Source organism: Ruminococcus sp. AM42-11 (genome assembly GCF_003480145.1).
GTDB lineage: Bacteria > Bacillota > Clostridia > Lachnospirales > Lachnospiraceae > Blautia_A > Blautia_A faecis.
In genome coordinates, this window is sequence record NZ_QUIO01000013.1 from 13709 (window position 1) to 32917 (window position 19209).

15 protein-coding genes and 1 pseudogene are annotated in these 19209 nt (G+C 42.6%); all 16 read right to left on the reverse strand.

Annotated elements, in window-relative coordinates; translation table 11 throughout:
• Window positions 1-38: 38 nt before the first annotated feature.
• Window positions 39-2513, reverse strand: coding sequence for a glycosyltransferase family 2 protein (locus DW904_RS09270; protein ID WP_243110358.1), 2475 nt, complete (start codon window positions 2511-2513; stop codon window positions 39-41).
• Between the two features lies 1 nt (window position 2514).
• On the reverse strand, window positions 2515-3750 hold the full coding sequence (locus DW904_RS09275) for a hypothetical protein (RefSeq protein ID WP_118579660.1): 1236 nt from the start codon (window positions 3748-3750) through the stop codon (window positions 2515-2517).
• Window positions 3747-4676 carry a class I SAM-dependent methyltransferase gene (locus DW904_RS09280; RefSeq protein ID WP_118579662.1) on the reverse strand — a complete coding sequence of 310 codons (930 nt, stop codon included), beginning with the start codon at window positions 4674-4676 and terminating at the stop codon, window positions 3747-3749. The genes DW904_RS09275 and DW904_RS09280 overlap by 4 nt, the downstream gene beginning before the upstream one ends.
• A gap of 6 nt (window positions 4677-4682) precedes the next feature.
• Window positions 4683-5936, reverse strand: a complete 1254-nt coding sequence (locus tag DW904_RS09285; RefSeq protein WP_226837934.1) for an ABC transporter ATP-binding protein — start codon at window positions 5934-5936, stop codon at window positions 4683-4685.
• 137 nt (window positions 5937-6073) lie between these two features.
• Window positions 6074-6889: an ABC transporter permease gene (locus DW904_RS09290; RefSeq protein WP_118579665.1), complete on the reverse strand. Its 816-nt coding sequence runs from the start codon at window positions 6887-6889 to the stop codon at window positions 6074-6076.
• A gap of 10 nt (window positions 6890-6899) precedes the next feature.
• Window positions 6900-7454, reverse strand: coding sequence for a dTDP-4-dehydrorhamnose 3,5-epimerase (gene rfbC, locus DW904_RS09295; protein ID WP_118579668.1), 555 nt, complete (start codon window positions 7452-7454; stop codon window positions 6900-6902).
• A 180-nt stretch (window positions 7455-7634) separates the two neighbouring features.
• Entirely contained in the window at window positions 7635-9212 is a 1578-nt protein-coding gene (locus DW904_RS09300; RefSeq protein ID WP_118579671.1) for a GH25 family lysozyme, read from the reverse strand.
• Between the two features lie 261 nt (window positions 9213-9473).
• Window positions 9474-11555 (reverse strand): L,D-transpeptidase, encoded by a 2082-nt coding sequence (locus DW904_RS09305; protein ID WP_118579674.1) that lies wholly within the window; start codon window positions 11553-11555, stop codon window positions 9474-9476.
• Between the two features lie 23 nt (window positions 11556-11578).
• Complete coding sequence (locus tag DW904_RS09310; protein WP_118579677.1) at window positions 11579-12058, reverse strand: hypothetical protein; 480 nt, start codon at window positions 12056-12058, stop codon at window positions 11579-11581.
• Between the two features lie 31 nt (window positions 12059-12089).
• A complete protein-coding gene (locus DW904_RS09315) occupies window positions 12090-12353 on the reverse strand; it encodes an HPr family phosphocarrier protein (RefSeq protein ID WP_118579680.1) in 264 nt (87 codons plus the stop codon).
• Between the two features lie 77 nt (window positions 12354-12430).
• Window positions 12431-13726 (reverse strand): CdaR family protein, encoded by a 1296-nt coding sequence (locus DW904_RS09320; protein WP_118579683.1) that lies wholly within the window; start codon window positions 13724-13726, stop codon window positions 12431-12433.
• The gene (gene cdaA, locus DW904_RS09325; RefSeq protein ID WP_118579686.1) at window positions 13704-14591 is read right to left on the reverse strand and encodes a diadenylate cyclase CdaA; all 888 of its coding nucleotides are present in this window, start codon (window positions 14589-14591) and stop codon (window positions 13704-13706) included. Before cdaA ends, DW904_RS09320 begins: the two co-directional genes overlap by 23 nt.
• Before the next feature lie 44 nt (window positions 14592-14635).
• Window positions 14636-15754: a hypothetical protein gene (locus DW904_RS09330; protein ID WP_118579689.1), complete on the reverse strand. Its 1119-nt coding sequence runs from the start codon at window positions 15752-15754 to the stop codon at window positions 14636-14638.
• A complete protein-coding gene (locus DW904_RS09335) occupies window positions 15751-16185 on the reverse strand; it encodes a hypothetical protein (RefSeq protein WP_118579692.1) in 435 nt (144 codons plus the stop codon). The genes DW904_RS09330 and DW904_RS09335 overlap by 4 nt, the downstream gene beginning before the upstream one ends.
• A gap of 92 nt (window positions 16186-16277) precedes the next feature.
• Window positions 16278-17018: a ComF family protein gene (locus DW904_RS09340; protein ID WP_118579695.1), complete on the reverse strand. Its 741-nt coding sequence runs from the start codon at window positions 17016-17018 to the stop codon at window positions 16278-16280.
• A pseudogene (locus DW904_RS09345) lies at window positions 16915-19190 on the reverse strand (ATP-dependent RecD-like DNA helicase). The gene DW904_RS09340 and the pseudogene DW904_RS09345 overlap by 104 nt, the downstream one beginning before the upstream one ends.
• Between the last annotated feature and the right edge of the window lie 19 nt (window positions 19191-19209).

A 19209-nucleotide genomic window follows, 5' to 3' on the forward strand; every position in this document is an offset into this window, starting at 1 on the left:
TCTTCCTCTCCCGACTGGGTTTTTATATTAGTTCTGCATCAAACTATTTCATCCTTCTTCTCATACGCCATCCTGAATGCACAATCCCCTCTCACAATGCTCAGATTCGGATTGTAATACGGATCACCCTTTTTCAGAAAATCTCTGTAACGTTCCCGGAAATGATCCACCTCTTTCTGAAGACGCGCCTTCTTCTCCGGCGTATTCTCCAGTCCGCGTGACTTAGATTCATAATGGTACAGGCAGGCCTCCGGAGTAAATACAACCAGTTTACCAAGTGCCCTTGCCCTAAGACAGAAGTCAATATCATTCAGTCCCACTGCAAAGCTTTCATCCAGCCCATGAAGTTCCTCAAAAACGCTTCGCTTCACCATCAGACAGGCGCCTGTTACTGCGCTCTCATCCTGTGTAGTTGCCAGTCTCCACAAATATCCTGTGGCATATCTGTCATATCCGGTAAGAATATGTCCTGCAAAACCTGCGATTCCTACCACGACACCAGCATGCTGAACCGTATTATCCGGGTAAAGGAGCTTGGCACCTACAATGCCCACATCCTCTCTCTGGCAATAGCCCATCATGTTCTCCAGCCACTCTGGAGTAATAACCTCTGTATCATTATTCAACAGAAGTAAATAATCTCCATCCGCATATTTTGCACCAAAATTGTTGATTGCTGAATAGTTGAAGGGACCATCCCATGTAACCACTTTTGCCTGAGGATACCGCTTCTCAAGTTCCTCATAATAGTGGAAGGTCTCTTCCTTCTCACTGTTATTCTCAATTACGATAATCTGGATATTTTTCCAGGTGCTCTTCTCCAGAATGGAAGTCACACATTTATTCAGATCCTCTGTATGATCCTTATTCGGAATCAAAATTGATACCTTCGGGTCACCCTCTATAACAAAATGGGTTCTGAAAACGACCGGGCATCCAGTGTATTCCACCTCTGCCTTAATTCCCATGCGCTCATAATGCCCTGCAAGTGCCTTTTCTCCTGCGATCACTGCATATGGCTTGTCATCCGGATTGCCCGCAGTGGAACCCTCATGGCTTCTCCAGTGATACAGAATTTTGGGAATATGGCGGATCTTCTCACTGTCTGTATGCTCCGTGCAGCGAAGCAGAAAATCAAAGTCCTGAGAACCGTCATATTCTGGTCTCAGAAGTCCTGCTCGGTCGAGAAGTGTTCTCTTTACAACCACCAGATGGCAGATATAATTTACGCAGCACAGATAATCAGGGTTAAAATCCGGCTTAAAATGAGGGAAAAGCCGATTTCCTCTTATATCAATAATATCCTCATCGGAATAAATAAGATCCGCCTCCGGATGCTGTGAGATCTCCTTCGCCATCTGATAAAAAGCTTCCTCTGCCAGGGTATCATCATGATCTGCAAATGCAATATAATTTCCAGTGGCAATTCCAATAGCAGCATTTGTATTGTCTGAAATCTGCAGCTGTTTCTCATTGAAAACAACTTTGATCCTTGGATCCTTTTTCTGATACTCTTCCAGAATACTGCGGATCGGAGAATCTGCTCCACTTCCATCTGAAAGGCAAAGTTCCCAGTTGCTGTATGTCTGCGCCAGCACAGAATCCACAAGAGCCTTCAAAAGGTACTTATCCGTCTTATAGAGAGGAACCACAAGGCTAAACTTAATGTTCTCCCGAAAAACAGTCTTTCTCTGCTGATTCAGTTCTTTCTTAGTAACCCTGTTCTCCTTCAGCCAGGTCTGGTAAAGACCGTCTCCCTTGCTCAATGCTTCCAGCTTGATCAGCGACTTCCGGATCACAGTATGAATGCCATTGGAACGATAATTCTCCATTGCCTTTTTCGAATAAAGGCTGGCTTTTGCCTTAAAGCGTTCGCCCTTTGAAATACCAATCTGGTAGACTGCCTTTTTTCCGTTCTCATCCTTTGCAACAAGATAAGCCTTCTTTCCAGATACATTTTCTGCCTGGATATGGAATCCGCAATCCTTATTCACTTCGCATTCCCGAAACATTTCTGCCACGTCCATTCGGGTATTCCGCTTCAGGGTTATTTTCACAGGCTTTTTATTTTCATCATATACCTGCAGGGAAACCGGTGTAGTTCCTACCGCCCAGCCGGCAAGGATAACCTTCTTCTGCTCTCTGACTATAGATTCCCCATCAACAAAAAGCTGAGGTTTTCCCTGTTTTCTCATAAGATCCGGGGTTTTCATCTTATACCAGAGGAAACGCTCCTTTCCGTTAACAGCGTACACCTCAAGTTTTTTGTAATTCTGCAGATTTTCAGGCAGGGTAACTAATACCTCCACCCATTTGCCTCCTGGATTTTTCGTCTCCACAGCCCTCATAAATCCGGTCATCACAGTAATCAGGTTTGCCTCAGAAGGAAGGCGGATACCATCCAGATAACACTCTATATCTGCTTCCTTTGAAACCCTTCCTGTGATCATATATTTGCAATTATCATTCAAAAGAAACCGTTCTTTTTCAACCAGCATTACCTTTTGATTCATTCTACTTTCCTTTCTTTGCAGAAGATTCCCGACCATTTTTCAAACGGCCCACTGCTTCTCTCGCCCGCTCTCCAAGCACTCCTTTAAGACTGTGGCTTCTCACCTCAAGGGAACAGATCTCATTCAGCATATCTTCCTTTGCCTCATCAATCTCCAGATTCAGTGTAAGATTCTTAGCACCTTCCGGAACCTCTATATCTACAATACAGGGATCAAACCGCGAAAGGAAAGCCCAGCTGCCGCAGATTGTTCCTTCGGGTGTCAGAACCCCGTCCAGGGAAGCTGGCATCCTGTCAAAACGGATTGCTGCAAGATGTACCGTACACGGATGATCACCTGGATCAATTCTAATAAACCTGCAGCTTTTCGGCAGATTCAAGGTGCATTTTACCTTTCCGGCCATAATAGGTCTTTTTACAGAACTTGCTTCGGAATACATACCTCTTTGTTCTGCGAAATATACCTGCAGCGGTCCCAGATTACTCAGGGACAAATATTCCACCCCTGGAGTCATTGTGGCATACATCTCCCTCATAGGAACATGCATGCCTGTAATATATACCTGAAAACCGCTTTCCATTCTGGAAAAACTGGTTCTCATCACTTCTGAAATACCAAATTTCTCATAAAATCCGGCTGCATTCAGCACTTCACGCACTTTATGCGTCTGTATATAGTAATGGATGATCCGATACAGTACAAATTCACAGGGAACAGGAAACTCAAATGTCCATTCATAGTCCAGAAGCGTATATGGACTGGTCATTACAACATTGTCACAGATCATATCTATATTTGTAACATCTGTACATGTCAGTCCGCCAGGCATAGGCACATCACCGAAAACATTTTTGAATTCCTCAGTTATTGTGAACGGCTTCTTGCTGTGAAGCTTCTGTACATTTTCCAGATATTCGGTGAAAATTTTCTCAGCTTTTTCCTTTTCTCCCTTTCCCAGCAGATCATCCAGATATTCTGCAAGATTCTCCTGTTCCAGATACTCAAAATAAGCACAGTCTTCGCCTATCTCGCACTTGTTGCTCAGAAACGGAACTTCCCCATACATCTGATCAAGCTTCTGATTCCATTTTTTCATACGAAGAACATGTTCTTTTCCTTCCGGATACAGCCATTTTTTCTCCAGCCATCTTTTCCCATCTTCTTCCACAATGTCAGTGCGAATTGCGAAGGAACGGCTTCTTTCATTGGAATATTTACTGAAAATAATCTCTTTCATTTGTTTTCCTTCCTTTCCACAATCACCAGGAATGAATTGGAAAATTCCTGAAAAAGTCCTGCATCAGTGAGGGAATCGTATACTTTCCCCTCATTGAACAATTGTATTCTGTTACGGTCAAAATTACAGAAATTATCCCGAAGCTCGCCTTTCTTCGGCAGACGCTTGTCTGAATAAATAGTCATCGGGAATTTATAATCCGGATATGGATAATAGAAAGTGGTCTTAAATTCACCAGCCTGGTCAATAATATCAGACAGTTCCTTTCTGGAAAAAGTCCGCACACTTCTGGTATCCGGATAGTTCTCCAGTCCTTCAAAATATTTTCCCACATGATCTTCGGTGCAGCCGGCCCAATATTTCAGGCCAAGTCGGTTCTCAATCGCGATCACGATTCTGCCTCCCGGTGCCAGATGGCGGGCAATGCGTCTGAGCATTTCCACATAAGGCTGTGCTGTCCCGATATAGCCCTGGGAATATTCAAACACACCGATCAGGGTAATGTAATCATATTTCTCAGTAAGGCTACTCTCCACATCCTGAAAATTTCCTACCATAATTTTCACATTATCACATTCGCGATTTCGATATGCATTGATGGTGCTGCGCATTTTTGACAGATCGATACAGGTGACACTTTTGGCTTTTCGCGCGAGAACTCCTGTGATCGGTCCACATCCGGATCCGATTTCCAGAACCTTCTGTTCTTTTGTGATAGGGAGCCACTCCAGAATGTTCTGGCGAATATGTGAAAAATGATAAAGAACCGGCCAGCTGTTTCGCTCATAGATCAACTGGTTTAGTTCCTTCTCCTGATAATTTTTCGCAATTTCAAGAAGCTCTTCTTCCACAGGACCATCGCTGTACAGATCCTCGCCTGGGTAATACTCATAATCTAATGTTACGTTTCCGATTTTTTCCTGCATATTTTATTATTCCTCTATCCACACTTTGGAATTCATATCGTAGAATCCAACTGTATTTTTGGAAGAAACCACAGTTATGTTGCATGCATCATATAAACGATGGAATACGGTAAAATCTCCATTCCGATAGCCGGTACAGCCAAAGGAGAGAAGATATTCCCCACCCTGCATATCCATTTTCTGCTCAAAAACCACTACACACTCATCCCCCGCGTCTGTGTGTTCCACATTCACACCTTCATACATAGTGTTGGTTCCTGTGATCTCAGTTCCCTGAATATTCTTGAATGTGAAAGCCATAATAGGCTGCTGAATGCTTTCATGAAAATGAATGCGCATTTTAATCTGAAATTTAGACCCCTTCTCGATCGTGTTGGTCTGAAGGCTCTTGGAATCCATTACAACGAAGTCTGTGATCTCAGCCTGTTTTTCCCCATACTCCAATGTGTTCGGGTTCACAAGGAATCCCTGTTTCCAGTCTTCTTTCTTTGTCTCTGAGCCTTCTGCCTGTTTCACCGGATCCTGATGTACCAAAAGCTGCTTATACATGTCTACCATAGCTTTAGGCGTACCCTCGTCCAGCATGACACCCTGATTCAAAAGAATAACACGATCGCAGTATTTGGAAATGCTTCCCAGGTCGTGACTTACAAACAAAATAGTTTTGCCCTGTTTCTTAAATTCCTCAAACTTATGATAGCATTTCGCCTGAAAAAATACATCACCTACAGAAAGTGCTTCATCCACTACCAGGATCTCCGGATCTATGTTGATAGCCACAGCAAAGGCCAGGCGTACAAACATACCACTGGAGTAGGTCTTTACCGGCTGATGGATAAAGTCACCAATATCAGCAAAACTGAGGATTTCATCCAGCCTTGCGTTGATTTCTTCTTCGGAAAAGCCTAACATGGTACCATTCAGGAAAATATTTTCCATACCAGAATATTCCGGATTAAATCCGGCTCCCAGTTCCAGAAGAGCCGAAATTCTTCCATTTACGGTTACGGTTCCGGCTGTAGGAGCCAGTACACCGGTAATAATTTTCAGAATAGTGGATTTTCCGGAGCCGTTTGTTCCAATAATACCAACGCATTCTCCTTCTCCAATATCAAAACTAACATCCTTAAGTGCATAATGCTCTTTATACAGCTTCTTACGACTAAGCCCCAGAGAATCCTTCAGGCGGTCCAGTGGTCTGTTATAGAGCTTATACATCTTGGACAAATTTCTTATTTCAATGGCGTTTTTACTTTCCACGTTGTTTCCTTTCTTTTCTATCCGCTTTGTAACTGCCCAGTTCCTCTACAGTTCTGTACTTCATCGAACATGTCTCATGAGCCGTTACCTTCCCTCTTCGCTGAATACATTCCGATTCATAACTGCTTTTCTCCTATTTACAGAACATCTGCAAAATGAACCCGAAGCCGCTTAAAGATCCAGTTTCCAAACAGGAAGCAGCAGATGGCAAATATCCAGAAATATAATGTCCAGACTGGTCTTTCGAAGAACCAGCGCTTGATAATAAATGCGTCACGATATCCTGATACAATATAAAATACAGGATTCAGCTGAAGAATTTTGTATAGAAGGCTGTTGGTACCGATCATGCTCTCTGACACCCACATAATAGGAGTCAGCCATACTCCAACCTGTAATCCGATACCAATAATCTGGTTCAGATCGCGGAAAAGGACTGCAATTGCACTGGTAGCATAGCAAAGTCCCAACACAAGAAAAAAGACGCATGCACTATAATACAATATCTGAAGGTAGTACCAGTCAGGAAATCTTCCGTTACATATATAAAGAATAATTGCCAGAAGTACAAAAAAGCCATGTACAAATAAAGCGGAAATTATTTTTACCACTGGAAGGACGCTAATGTTGAACACTACCTTTTTTACAAGGTAATTATATTCCAGAAGCGAATTGGTACCTCCGGAAAGCGCATCAGAAAAGAAAAACCAGGGCACAATACCAGCTACCAGATAAAGCACAAAAGGGACTCCCAGTTCATCTGTGTTGGACCGGAACCCCACTGAAAATACAAACCAGTATACCAGAATTGTTACCACCGGCTGAACGAAAGCCCAGAAGGTTCCAAAATAAGAACCTGCATATCGGGTCTTGAAATCATTTTTTGCCAGTTTCATAACCAGCCGGCGGTTTTTATATAAATCCGCCGGCAGGGAAAAAATAGACTTAAGCATTTACAGTCTCCTATCTGTTAAGTTCCTTAAAGCTGCCCCATTTCTGATCCTTGTCAGAGAAGATCAGCTCCATACCTTCCGGAATCGGCCACTGTACATTGATGTCCGGATCATTCCAGATCAGACCGCCCTCATCGTTTGGATGATAAAAATCGGAGCATTTATAAGTAAACTCAGCATTCTCAGAAAGAACCAGGAAGCCATGTGCAAATCCTTTCGGAATAAAAAACTGTTTCTTATTCTCTGCTGAAAGAACAACTCCGTACCATTTTCCATAAGTTTTGGAGCCCTCTCTTAAATCTACAGCCACATCAAACACTTCTCCGTTTACTACGCGGACAAGTTTGTCCTGTGGATAATGAAGCTGGAAATGGAGACCGCGAAGAACACCATAACGTGAGCTGGACTGATTATCCTGTACGAATTCTACGTCAATTCCTGCCTCTTTGAAGTCATTGTAATTGTAAGTCTCCATAAAATAACCTCTGGAATCTCCAAATACGGTTGGCTCAATTACTTTTAATCCTTCAATATCATCACAATTTGTTACTTTAATTTTTCCCATTTTCTTTTCTCCTTATTTATCTTTCATTTTATATTCAGTCAAATTTACAGTCTTATCGACTTCTTAAAGCATGTTTGAAAAAGTTTTTCTGCAAGATGTGTGTCACAATTTATGGGAGATTTTTCAAACACGCTCTAATATACATGATTCCGTCTGATAAATCAAGATTATTGGTTGCGGTTACTGTTCATCCAATCTGTACTGTTTGGTACATACACCATTTTTGTTAAATACGGAAACGAGTCCATCTGCACTGGTCAGGCTCACGTTCTGCGCACGTACTCCTGCGCCGGCACCCGTTCCGCGGTAGAAATAATATTTTTTTCCTTTGATGGTGTACCAGCCCTTATAAGCCTTTCCATTTTTTCCAAAATAGTAAGTATTCTTCCTGCCATTCTCTGTGAGGGTGATAAACTTGTTCTTTGCACGGTAACCTTTACTTCCAAAATAGTAAATGTTACCGTTGGCTGCTACATATTTGTAATTCTTTTCCATGGCAAAGGATGTAGTGCTGAAATAGTAATATTTCCTGCCCACCTTGCGCATACCTGTCAGAGCTTTGCCATCTGCTCCAAAATAGTAGGTCTTGTCTTTCTTTGTTACAACTTTATTTTCTACACGTACACCGTTTTTGTCCACGTAATAAGCAGTGCCGTCTTTCTTGATCAGCTTGCTTTTATATAAGTGTCCGTCTACAGAACTAAAGCAGTAATACTTGCCATCAATTTCCAGCCAGCCTTTGGCCTTTTTATCATTTGTGTAGTAATATTTTCTGCCTTTAACAGTGGTCCAGCCATTCTTGTGAAGCTTGGGATCTGAATATAAAGGCTGTTTTGCAGGGGTATAGCCTTCCTGCGAATTCCATCTGGGAACAACCTTGGTTGTATAATCTACATAGCCAAAGTTCAGATCCACATTGTTTTCTTTGGGAACTCCACTAATCAGCTTCTTGGTACTGATCATACCTGGAACTTCATCACCAGCTGTGCACTGCCAGATGGTGTATTTGTATTTGCTGGCGCTCGGTGCAAGAATTGTATCTCCGTAGCTTGCAATCCAGACATCCAGACCGGAGCCTTCCAGAACGTTCCAGTCTACAAAATTATTATACCAATTCAGATTCATGTAGAGAATTGGTGTATATCCTGCCTTGCGAATCTCATCACAGAATGTGAGAGCTATCTGGGAAATTTCCTTTCTAGTCAAGGTTCCCAATGTAGCTTCATCTTCCAGGTCAAAAGCTACCGGATAGGAAACCTTATGTCCCTGCATCTGACGAATAGCCAACTGCGCTTCAGCAAGTGCTTCTTTGTTTGTCTTGGCAAGACTGTATACATAAGTTCCTACCGGCACATCTGCTGCTTCTGCCTCAGTCATATTATAGTCATAATAATCATCCAGATGTCTGGTTCCATAGGAAATACGCACAAAGGCAAAATCCAGATCTTTCTTGGCTTCCTTCCAATTGATCTTTCCCTGCCATTCTGAGATATCCATACCTCTGGTAATGGCTCCTTCTACTTTCTTTCCACTTCCATTGTAGCAGACTCCATCAATTTTGTGCCATGCCTTTGAGCTTGTCTTGGAAGAGGAATCTCCTACACTTGGTGCCAGATGCGCATCTGGTGAAACATTTTCAATATTATATGGCTTATTTCCTGCATTGGCACTTACATCTGCAGTTGGTCCTGCAATTATTGCAGTTCCAAGCATAGCTGTAAATAAACCGGCAGACAGCCATTTTTTCCATTTTCCCATATCTCCTCCTGATAAACAGTTTCAGGTTACGATCCTTACTGGACTAGTAGTGTTTACCGTTTTCCCTTATTCGCTTGTTTCTTACAAGATGTTAAAAATGTGTTACTTTGTTATTATACAGTTTCCATTTTCAAATTTCAATGTTATTCTCCAAAACAGTAAAAAGGTGCCTTAAAATCATCAAATCTGATAATTTTAAGACACTCTTTTTGGCTTTTTATGTCGTTTTTTTTATCAACGAATATCTTTCAGAGTAAGCTATTAAGCTGCTGGATCGGTCGGATCGTAGTATCCGCCATTCTTAATTCCCTTCAGCGGTGTAATTGCGCGACGTCCCAGCGGTCCTTTGAATACCTCATCAGATTTATAGGTTCCATCGAAAATATAAATAGTGGAACCATTGCAGTTCTCATATACCCATTTTGCATCGGCAACACAGGTACGGATACAGCCATGGGAAGCTGGGCTTCCAAGCTTAAGATATGCACTAACCGGCAAATTATAGCTGTTTGCTGAGCCGCATGCAATAGAATGGACGAAAATTCCGCCCTGACCAGCACCATCTACATGAGTACCATACTGTCCCCAGGACGGTCCCATAAGCGCCTGCCATCTGCTGTATCTTGTCAGTTTATATCTACCTGTCGGAGTATCTGTTCCAGGATTGCCTACTGAAACACGAATGGTCTTAACCGGAATTGTACGGTTCGCATCTGCATAAATTGTCATAACACCATTTACACGATCCACTTCAACTGTATATCCTGATTTGTAAATATTTGTCACGTCATTGATTCTGTAACCATTCTTATCAAAGTAATACAGCTTGCCATCAATCCACTTGGATTCATTTTGTACAAAGCCCTTCTTATCCGGGTTAATGTAACGAACCAGATTCTGGGAATTGTCTACAACTACCCAGCCTGTAGTGAACTTACCAGTGGCATCTACATATCCGTATTTTTTGCCTTTCTTCACGAATGCATTCTTCACAAGACTCATATTCTTGAAGTAATACCAGTTTCCATCAATCTTCTGCCATCCGCTCTTGCGAAGTACACCCTTAGAGTCTGCAAAATATGTTTTTTTCTTGTAAACAAACATTTCATTCTTAACCATCTGGCCATTTCTTGTATTAGATGTAGATGGTTTAAAGAAATAACTCTTGCCATTGATTACGGTAACTCCGCTGGCAAGTCTTCCGTCAGCTTTGAAATAATATCCGTTTCTCAGTGTATTGGCGTAATGCTTTCCTTTTTTATTGAACAGGAACCAGCCATAGAATTTCCCCTTAGAGGTGGTTACTTTCTGCCATCCGGTTTTCTTCACAATCCGGCCAGCAGTAGAACCAAAATAGTACATTCTGTTTCCAGCCCCAGGACAGCGGTGCCATACCTTTTTCCATGTTGCTCTTGCACCGGTTTCTGTTACATAATATTGTTTCTTTTTATAAGTGACAATACGATTCTTATAAATGCAACCATTCTTATCTGTCAGATAATATTTGCCATCTGTGGCTTTCTTCATAGTCTTCTTAAGAAGATAGCCATTCTTATCGATCAGATAGGAATTTTCCGCATCTTTATGTCCGTCAAGATCTGTTACAATAACGCCATGAACCATAAGCTGTCCAATCTTACTGCTGTCCAGCTCACCGGAATCATAATATTTCCACTGCTCACCGGCTGTTCCTACAAAACTCTTCCATCCATCACGGTACATCTTTCCTGGAATTTCCTGATCTGTTTCTGCTGGCTGGAAGTAGTACTGTGCAGCTACTCCGTTTACTGTCAGAGTAACATCCCCTGTACGTGGTGTTCCATTCTCATCCAGACAATAATACTCATCATTGATCTTATAATATCCTGTATATGTATTATTTGCCTTGGCGGCTTCATCCAGCTGTGCAGTGGTTAATGTCTTACCATCTGCGCCATAATAATGGAAGTTTCTGCTTTCTTTGTTCCACAGCCAGTAATCCTTCTTCATCTGACCAAGTGTGGTCTTCCACGGAACCAGTGCAGCACCCTGTCCATTATATTCTGTATATGCCTGTGCACTATCGGAAGCTGTAAAATAGAATTCACCAACAGCCCCATTTGCACTCTCCGTTCCAGCTAAAGTCTTAATGCCAGTAACCAGAAATCCATTGGCATCAAACAGATAACTTCCTGTATGAACTGCTCCAGCCTCGTTTCTTGTAGTAATCTCTACAATTCCATCTGCCGCAGTATAATATTCAGCCTGAGCAGTTGTTCCTTCAGCCTCTACACTTTCCGTACCTGCTGCTTCGCCATTCTCCTGGACTTCATCAAAAGCCTGAATCTCATCAGAACCAGCCACATTCTGAGCCTCAGCAGCTGCACTTACAGCTGATTTCTTCTTGCGAAGCTAAAACCATCAGCTGTCTGCTCCCATTCTTTCCAGTCAAATACTCCGCCTGAATTATCTGCCTGTACTTCCTGAGTCCCATCCAATGTGCCTTCAGGAACAGCTTCAAATCCATCTACCGGAGCAGTACTTCCATTCTCCTCCACTGTTTCACCTGAAGTAAAGCCATCGAAAAAACCATCTGTACTTTCTTCTGAATTTTCGCTGTCTGTATGTTCTTCCTTGTCCTGGCTTTCCTGTACCTGCTGCTCCTCAGCTGCTGCCGTATCTGCAGGCACCTCTGTATCCTCAGACGGCTGTACTGCTTCGGCTCCGTCTTCTGTTTGCACATCTGCTGCCTGTTCAGATGTAAATCCGGATTCAAATCCGCTATCCAAAGCTGCGGCTGGAACCTCCAGACCCATGGACATACTTAACATAATCCCTAAAACTGCGGCTGCTACTCTCTTTTTCACTTTATGCCTCCCTATTGTAACGTTGTAAATCTTATTCTCCTAAACCATTATTGATAACAGTTACAAGATTTCTTAAAGCCTCTGTTTCGTCCTCGCCTTCGCAAAATATAGTAATCTCATCACCACATTTCACACACGCGCCCAGAACACTGAGCACGCTTTTGGCATTGGCAGACCCCTGACCATACTGAAATGTTATAAGAGATTTATATTTCATAGCTTCCTTACAAAGAATGCCTGCCGGTCGTAAATGAAGGCCGGAAGGATTGTTCACCCTTACTTTCTCACTTACCATAGTTTCTCTCCCTTATTGCTGCTGTTCTCTAGATCCATGGCAATATATTTCGCCAAACGTTATCCGTAAACAACAGCTCATTCATTATTAGTATCTGAATTGGAAACTTCTGATATAGTCACATCTGCAACCACATCATCCAGAAGTTCAAATCCCTTAGGCAGCTTCACAGTCACAGGGATCTGATAGCTTCCTACTTCCATATCCTTCAGATCAACAGAAGCTTTCACTTCGTCAAGATTAAAGTCATCAAGCTCTCCAGCTGTTGCTTTCACGCGGATTTCAATCTTATCTGTTCCAAATGTTACCAGAAGATTATCAGCAAGGTTATCTACCGTAACCTGATTGGAGGGAAGACCATATGAATGACTTCCAATAGGTAAAATACTTACCTTCACCCAAACGTCCTCACTGGTTCCGCTTGTCAGCTTCACATCCTCAGGAAGCACATCTTTCAGACTGACTTTCTTCTCAATATCAGTTGTCTCTCCTGTAATATCAATATCAGTACCGCCTATCCAGATCGTGTTGTCATTCTGCTTCAGAGTCTCCAATGCCTCATCTGTTCCCGCAATACTTACAGTATCCGGAACAGTAGTCACACTCTCCACCTGATAGCCATCTGCCGGCACACCTACATAGTCCGCACCAATATTAACGCCTGTGCGAATCTTCCAAAATTTAGTTGTAACAACAACTTTGGTATTATCTATGGTGAGATAAGCCATTCTTCCGGCAAGACTGTCCTGATTCTTATCAATAATATTCAGTTCTGCCTCTTCGGAAAAATCCTTTGTTCGGCCATCAACATCAACGGTCGCATTTACTTTATCAATTTTATTCACAAGAGATTTCGGACCTGTAATTTTAACTTTCTCCGGACTTGCAGTCTGGGAACCAACCTCGTAGCCCTTGCCCGGCTGGCTGGAACCGTAATTTACATTAACCAGAAACTCCTGTGTTACTTTTTCTTCCAGTCTGACACTGAGATACTGTGGTGTCACTTTAATATTCTCGGGGCTGATTCCCGGACAGGAGGCAGTGATTGGAACCATAACCGGATCTGTATCAAGGCTTCCTGCCTGCTGCAGATCTGCCGTCAAGGTTATATTGGTCTGAGTAATCCTGGAAAGAAGTCTTCTCTCTCCTGTGATTGTAACCCTTATAGGATCCGGATCATCATCCTGCATACACATCATGTTTGCACTATCCACATAAGCCGTATTCTGGAGTTCTACACTTTCTCCGGCAATGGTGATACTTTTACTGGATACCGGATTGTCCACATTTACCACAATAAACCAGATCAGAAATCCGATGAAAACAGACATGATCTTCAAGGTAAAATTCCTAGTCAGCTTTGTCTTCTTCATGTCTCATTCTTCCTTTCAACAGATGACGCAGTTTACTGTTAGTTACAACCTTTTTATTCTGAGCCTTGATCAATGCAGATCTCAGTTCAGCACTGGTAAGACCTCTGCTGAGCTGTCCGTTCTGGGCCATAGACACCTGCCCGGTTTCTTCTGAAACAATAATTGTCAGGGAATCACTTACTTCACTAATTCCCACACCAGCTCTGTGTCTGGTTCCAAGCTGTTTGCTCAGCTCCATATTGTCGGAAAGAGGCAGATAACAGGTAGCTGCTACAATTCGATTGCCACGCACCAGGACAGCGCCATCATGGAGTGGTGTATTATGTTCAAAAATATTGATCAGGAGCTGACTTGTAAGAACTGCATCCACATTGATTCCTGTGCGCTCATATTCACTTAAGCGGATATTCTGCTCAATGACGATCAATGCGCCAGTTCTTACTTCTCCCATGTCAAAACATGCCTTCACAAGCTCATTGATTGTTTTATCTGTAAACCTTTCCTGTACCTCTTTGCCGGCATCCAAAGGGAAAATAGAAGCCATAAACTTCTTCTGTCCCAGCTGCTCCAGCATTTTCCGAAGTTCTGGCTGGAAAATAACAACAACACTGGTAAGAAGTATAGTAGAAAGATTCTTAATGATCCAGAGGATCGTATTCATTTTCAACACATATGCAAATAAAATAAAAAGGAGTACTATCAGAATTCCCTTCAACAGAGTATAAGCGCGGGTAAACTTGATCCACACCATAAACTGATAGATAAAGAAGGAAATCAGGGCAATCTCCAGTATGTCTGTTACTCCCAGACTGGGCAGGGAGAGTTTTGACAAATATCCTGATAATCTGACTGCCATATCCTGCATAGTGTACTCCTTTCTTTGTTACCATTCACTGCCAAGCAGTAACCTTAAAGATCTTTAAGAGATTCTTCAAGCTTTTTTTCAAAATCAATATCCTTAGCAGCAGGTTTCTCTGCCTGTCTTGGCTTTCTGTCTGCTGCTGGAGAAGCTTTCTTTCTTTTAGGCTTCTCATCCTGTCGGAAGATTGGATTGGCATAAGTACCAGAGTTGTCCTCTGCCTTGCGCTCTTCACGAACAGGTTCTGCATTTATTTTCTTAATACTTCTCTCGGAAGTTGCAACAGAAGCCTTGGGAACTGCTTTTACATAATAGAAGTACTCATCATCCTCATACTCCAGACGCTCTGCACGGCTGTAATCTCCTCCAAATGCAAAGAACTCAAGCACAAGTGCCAGGAGAACAGCTGCAATCGTACAGATCAAAAGCGGAACCATTGCAACAGTTGCATTCAGGTTCATTCCAAAACTTCCAACAAGCATTATAAACACATAGGCAACACCGCCTGTAATAATAGATATCCTCCATGCATGATCAAAAGAGCGGGTACGGATCAGATGTACCAGAAGGATAACTGCTACAAAAGCAACAACTGCAATCCACATTCCCCAGTTCTGTACCAGACCGTCAGCCATGATCTGCAGCTTATCTGTCATCTCCAGATCCGGATTCACAAGAATTGTTGACTGTGATCTTAAAAAACGGATAAAATAATACATAACCACACCGCAGCCAGCCGGAATTGCAGATAAACTGCTCTCCATAAGTCCGCTTCCAATAGGAAGTAATGCCGGAAGGCTGAATGCAAAGGAAAGCGGTGTAAATACAAATGTTACATTCTGTTCACCACTGAACCTCAGGAAAAAGATCATCATCAGAAGGATCAGAACAAGCATAAATGCCGCAATTTCAATTCCAAGTGCATAACTGTGAACAAGGATCAGCACAAAACCAATATACATCATAGCGGAAGACGGCAAAATGGAACAGATCAATGCCAGGATCAGTACTAAAAATACATTATTCAGGCGAGACATATATCCCATATTCGCATTGATCCACAGGAAATAAACCAGTGCAAGAACAAACTTCATTACAGGCAGGATATACATTTCATACTGTCCGTATATTTCTTTTATTTTCTGCTTTAACTCAAGTAATGCTGTCATTTTCTATATCCTCCTGACATTTCACGTCCTGCGAATTTCTTTTCTTCACGAGTATAGATTTTCTCTAATTTCGTCAGCTGAGTGTAATACTGTTTTACACTCTTCTTCGCCTTATGGTACTTCACAGTGTACTGGATATATGTCAGCACAGAATATAATACCAATATCCCTATATATCCCCCCAGGACTACAACTCCAAGAGAGATCAGATCCATCTTGTGCACATTATCCAGCAGATATTCCAAATTATACGCTGCAATCACAGCCAGTATCAATCCATATCCAATTGTTACAAGAAAGAAATTCTTAATCAGCGCCAGACCAATATAGTCACTCCTGTAGTACTTGCTTACTGGAAGATACTTTCTGCCTTCCTGTTTCTCATATACAGCAAGCCGGTCCATTATCTTTACTTTTTCTTCGTTTATCATAAATGGCTCCTTATGCGTTTCTTTTAAAGCTGAAAAGCTATACTCATACAGGATGATTGTATCATATATCCCATGCCATGAAAAGCATTTTTTTACCTGTTGTTTCCAATACACAGCGTGAGAAAATATACATGGGATGCTCCCTTTTCCAGCAGAAGCTTTGCCAGCACATCCATGGTACTTCCAGTAGTATATACATCATCAATAAGCAAGATACGCATTCCTGCAGGATTTCCTACAACCTGAAAAGCTTTTTGAAGATTCTTCTTTCTTTCAGCCGCATCCAGTTTTTTCTGTGATCGGGTAGCATGGCACTTTTTTAGAATAGCAGTATCTACAGGAATCCCAGCATAACGGGACAGTTCTTTCGCCAGAAGTTCAGCTTGATTAAACCCTCTTATGCGCTGCTTTCTTCTATGAAGCGGAACCGGAATGATTATCTGCGGCTTCCATAATGCAAGCATATCTTTTCCGTAGATATACAATGCTTTTCCATAAAAGCGGCTGTATTCCTGACAACCAAAATATTTATATTTCATTATAGAGTATCTCATCCGGTCATCATAGAGAAAAATCCCGCGTCCCTGGTCAAAAGCGCCTGGATGGGCGCCGCAGTCCCTGCAGTATTCTTCATCTCCATTTACCGGTTTTCCGCATTTGTAACACCGTGGCCCCGATACAGGTCTTAAATCTCCGGCACAGTCCAGACAGATCAACTGATGGCTGTTCCTAAGAATCCTGTGACACAGAGGACACCGTCTTGGATACAACAGATCCAGAAAGTTCCTGTATCCTTGCCCAAAGAGAGCTGTAACGTTTCTGCTGCTTCTCATTGCGGATCATCTCCCCGAAAGTCTCCTCACTTCCAACTACAGTAACACATTTCCTGGCTCTTGTAACACCTGTATACAAAAGATTGCGGTTCATCAGCATCTTGGGGCCGGAAAGGAGCGGCAGAATAACTGCCGGATATTCTGAGCCCTGGGATTTATGTATGGTTATAGCATAGGCAAGTTCCAATTCTTCCAGCTGCTTAAAAGAATAGTCAGCGAAACGGCCATCCTCAAATTCCACAGTGGCAGTCTCTGCAAATTCATTGATTTCCTTCAGAATGCCAGTATCTCCATTAAATACGCCCACCCCTTCTTCTACAGGAATTCCGTATTTCCCCCGGACTTCCCATTCCAGCTGATAGTTGTTCCGAATCTGCATAACCTTGTCTCCCTCACGGAAAAGCCGGTCTCCAATTTCTTTCTCTTTTTTACCTGATTCTGGTGGATTCAGGTATCTCTGTAAGATCTGGTTCATCCTCTCTACGCCCAGAAGCCCCTTTCGCATTGGAGTCAGAACCTGTATTTCAAAAGGTCTTGCATCCACATACTTCGGCAGTTTCTCCTGAATCAGTGCGATGACCACGCGGATAATAATATCGGCATCATATCTCTTCAGGAAAAAGAAATCGCGGCTTTTGTTATCAAGGGAAACCTGCTCTCCGTTATGGATCTTGTGTGCATTTACTACAATATCACTGTGAGAGGCCTGCCTGAAAATTTTCTTCAGTTCTACTACTGGAAAAACGCCGCTTTGAATAATATCCCGCAGCACATTTCCAGGACCTACACTTGGCAGCTGGTTCTCATCTCCTACCAGAATGATCCTGGTTCCCGCAGTCACCGCAAGAAGCAGTGAATGCATAAGAAAAATATCCACCATAGACATCTCATCAATAATGATTACATCTGTATCCAGCGGATTCTCTGCATTCCGTTCAAAATGAACACCCTGAGACTCTCTGCCATCCTCATCCGGCACACCGTTCAATTCCAGAAGCCGATGTATTGTCTGTGCTTCATAACCTGTAGCTTCTGTCATTCGCTTGGCTGCGCGTCCTGTAGGTGCTGCCAGACGAAGAGTTGCGCCTTCGCCCTCGAAAAAACGAATAATTGCATTGATCGTGGTAGTTTTACCGGTACCTGGTCCTCCTGTAAGTACAAAAAGGCCATTTCCAGCAGCCTCTACAACAGCCTTCTTCTGCATTTCCTCCAAAACAGTACCTGTTTCTTTCTCAATCTGGGCAATTCTTCGCTCCATCATCTGCTCATTCTGTGGATAACGGATATTTAATTCAGTGAGCATTCTTGCTGTATTCAGTTCCAAGCGGTAATACTGGCTTGGATAAACCAGTACCTCTCTGTCATTCTCTTTTAAAACAACTTTCCGGTCAATTGCCATATCCATCAGATGTTTCTCCATATAAGAAACATCTACCTGAAGCAGCTGGGAAGCTCTGTCAAACAGTTCGTCCTCGGAAGATATACATGTCCTTCCCCTGAAGCCTGGAGAAGAGTATACATCATACCGCTGCGGATCCTGTAATCTGAATCTGCATGTATACCAATACGTGACGCAATGGTGTCTGCAATTTTAAAGCCAACTCCCGAGATATCATCTGCCAGACGATAGGGATTCTCCTGAAGCACACTGTATACGGACTGACCATATTTCTGATATATCTTTGCTCCAAGATTCAGGGAAATGCCATATTTCTGCAGAAACATCATGGCTTTTCGCATATCTGCCTTCTCAGTCACCTGTACTGCAATCTCTCTGGCTTTCTTCTCACTGATTCCCTTGACTTCCGCCAGCCTTTCCGGTTCTTCTTCCACTATTCTAAGGGTATCCTCGCCAAAACACCGCACAATTCTGGCAGCAAGTGCTGCACCTACCCCTTTAATCGCTCCGGAACCCAGATAACGTTCCATAGCCTGGGTGTCCTCTGGTGCCTTTTCCGCATAAGACTGGATATTAAATTGTCTGCCGTATATATGGTGCTGGGAAAACTGTCCCTCAGCTTCAATGGTCACACCCTGTGTAACGTCAGGAAATGTTCCTACACAAGTCAGCTCTTCCTCTGAATCCGCGGTCTTAAGAACCATAACTGTATATCCATTTTCATCATTGCGGAATATGACATGATCTATATAGCCTGTAACTTTCTCACTCATTTGTTCTTCTCCTGCCGCC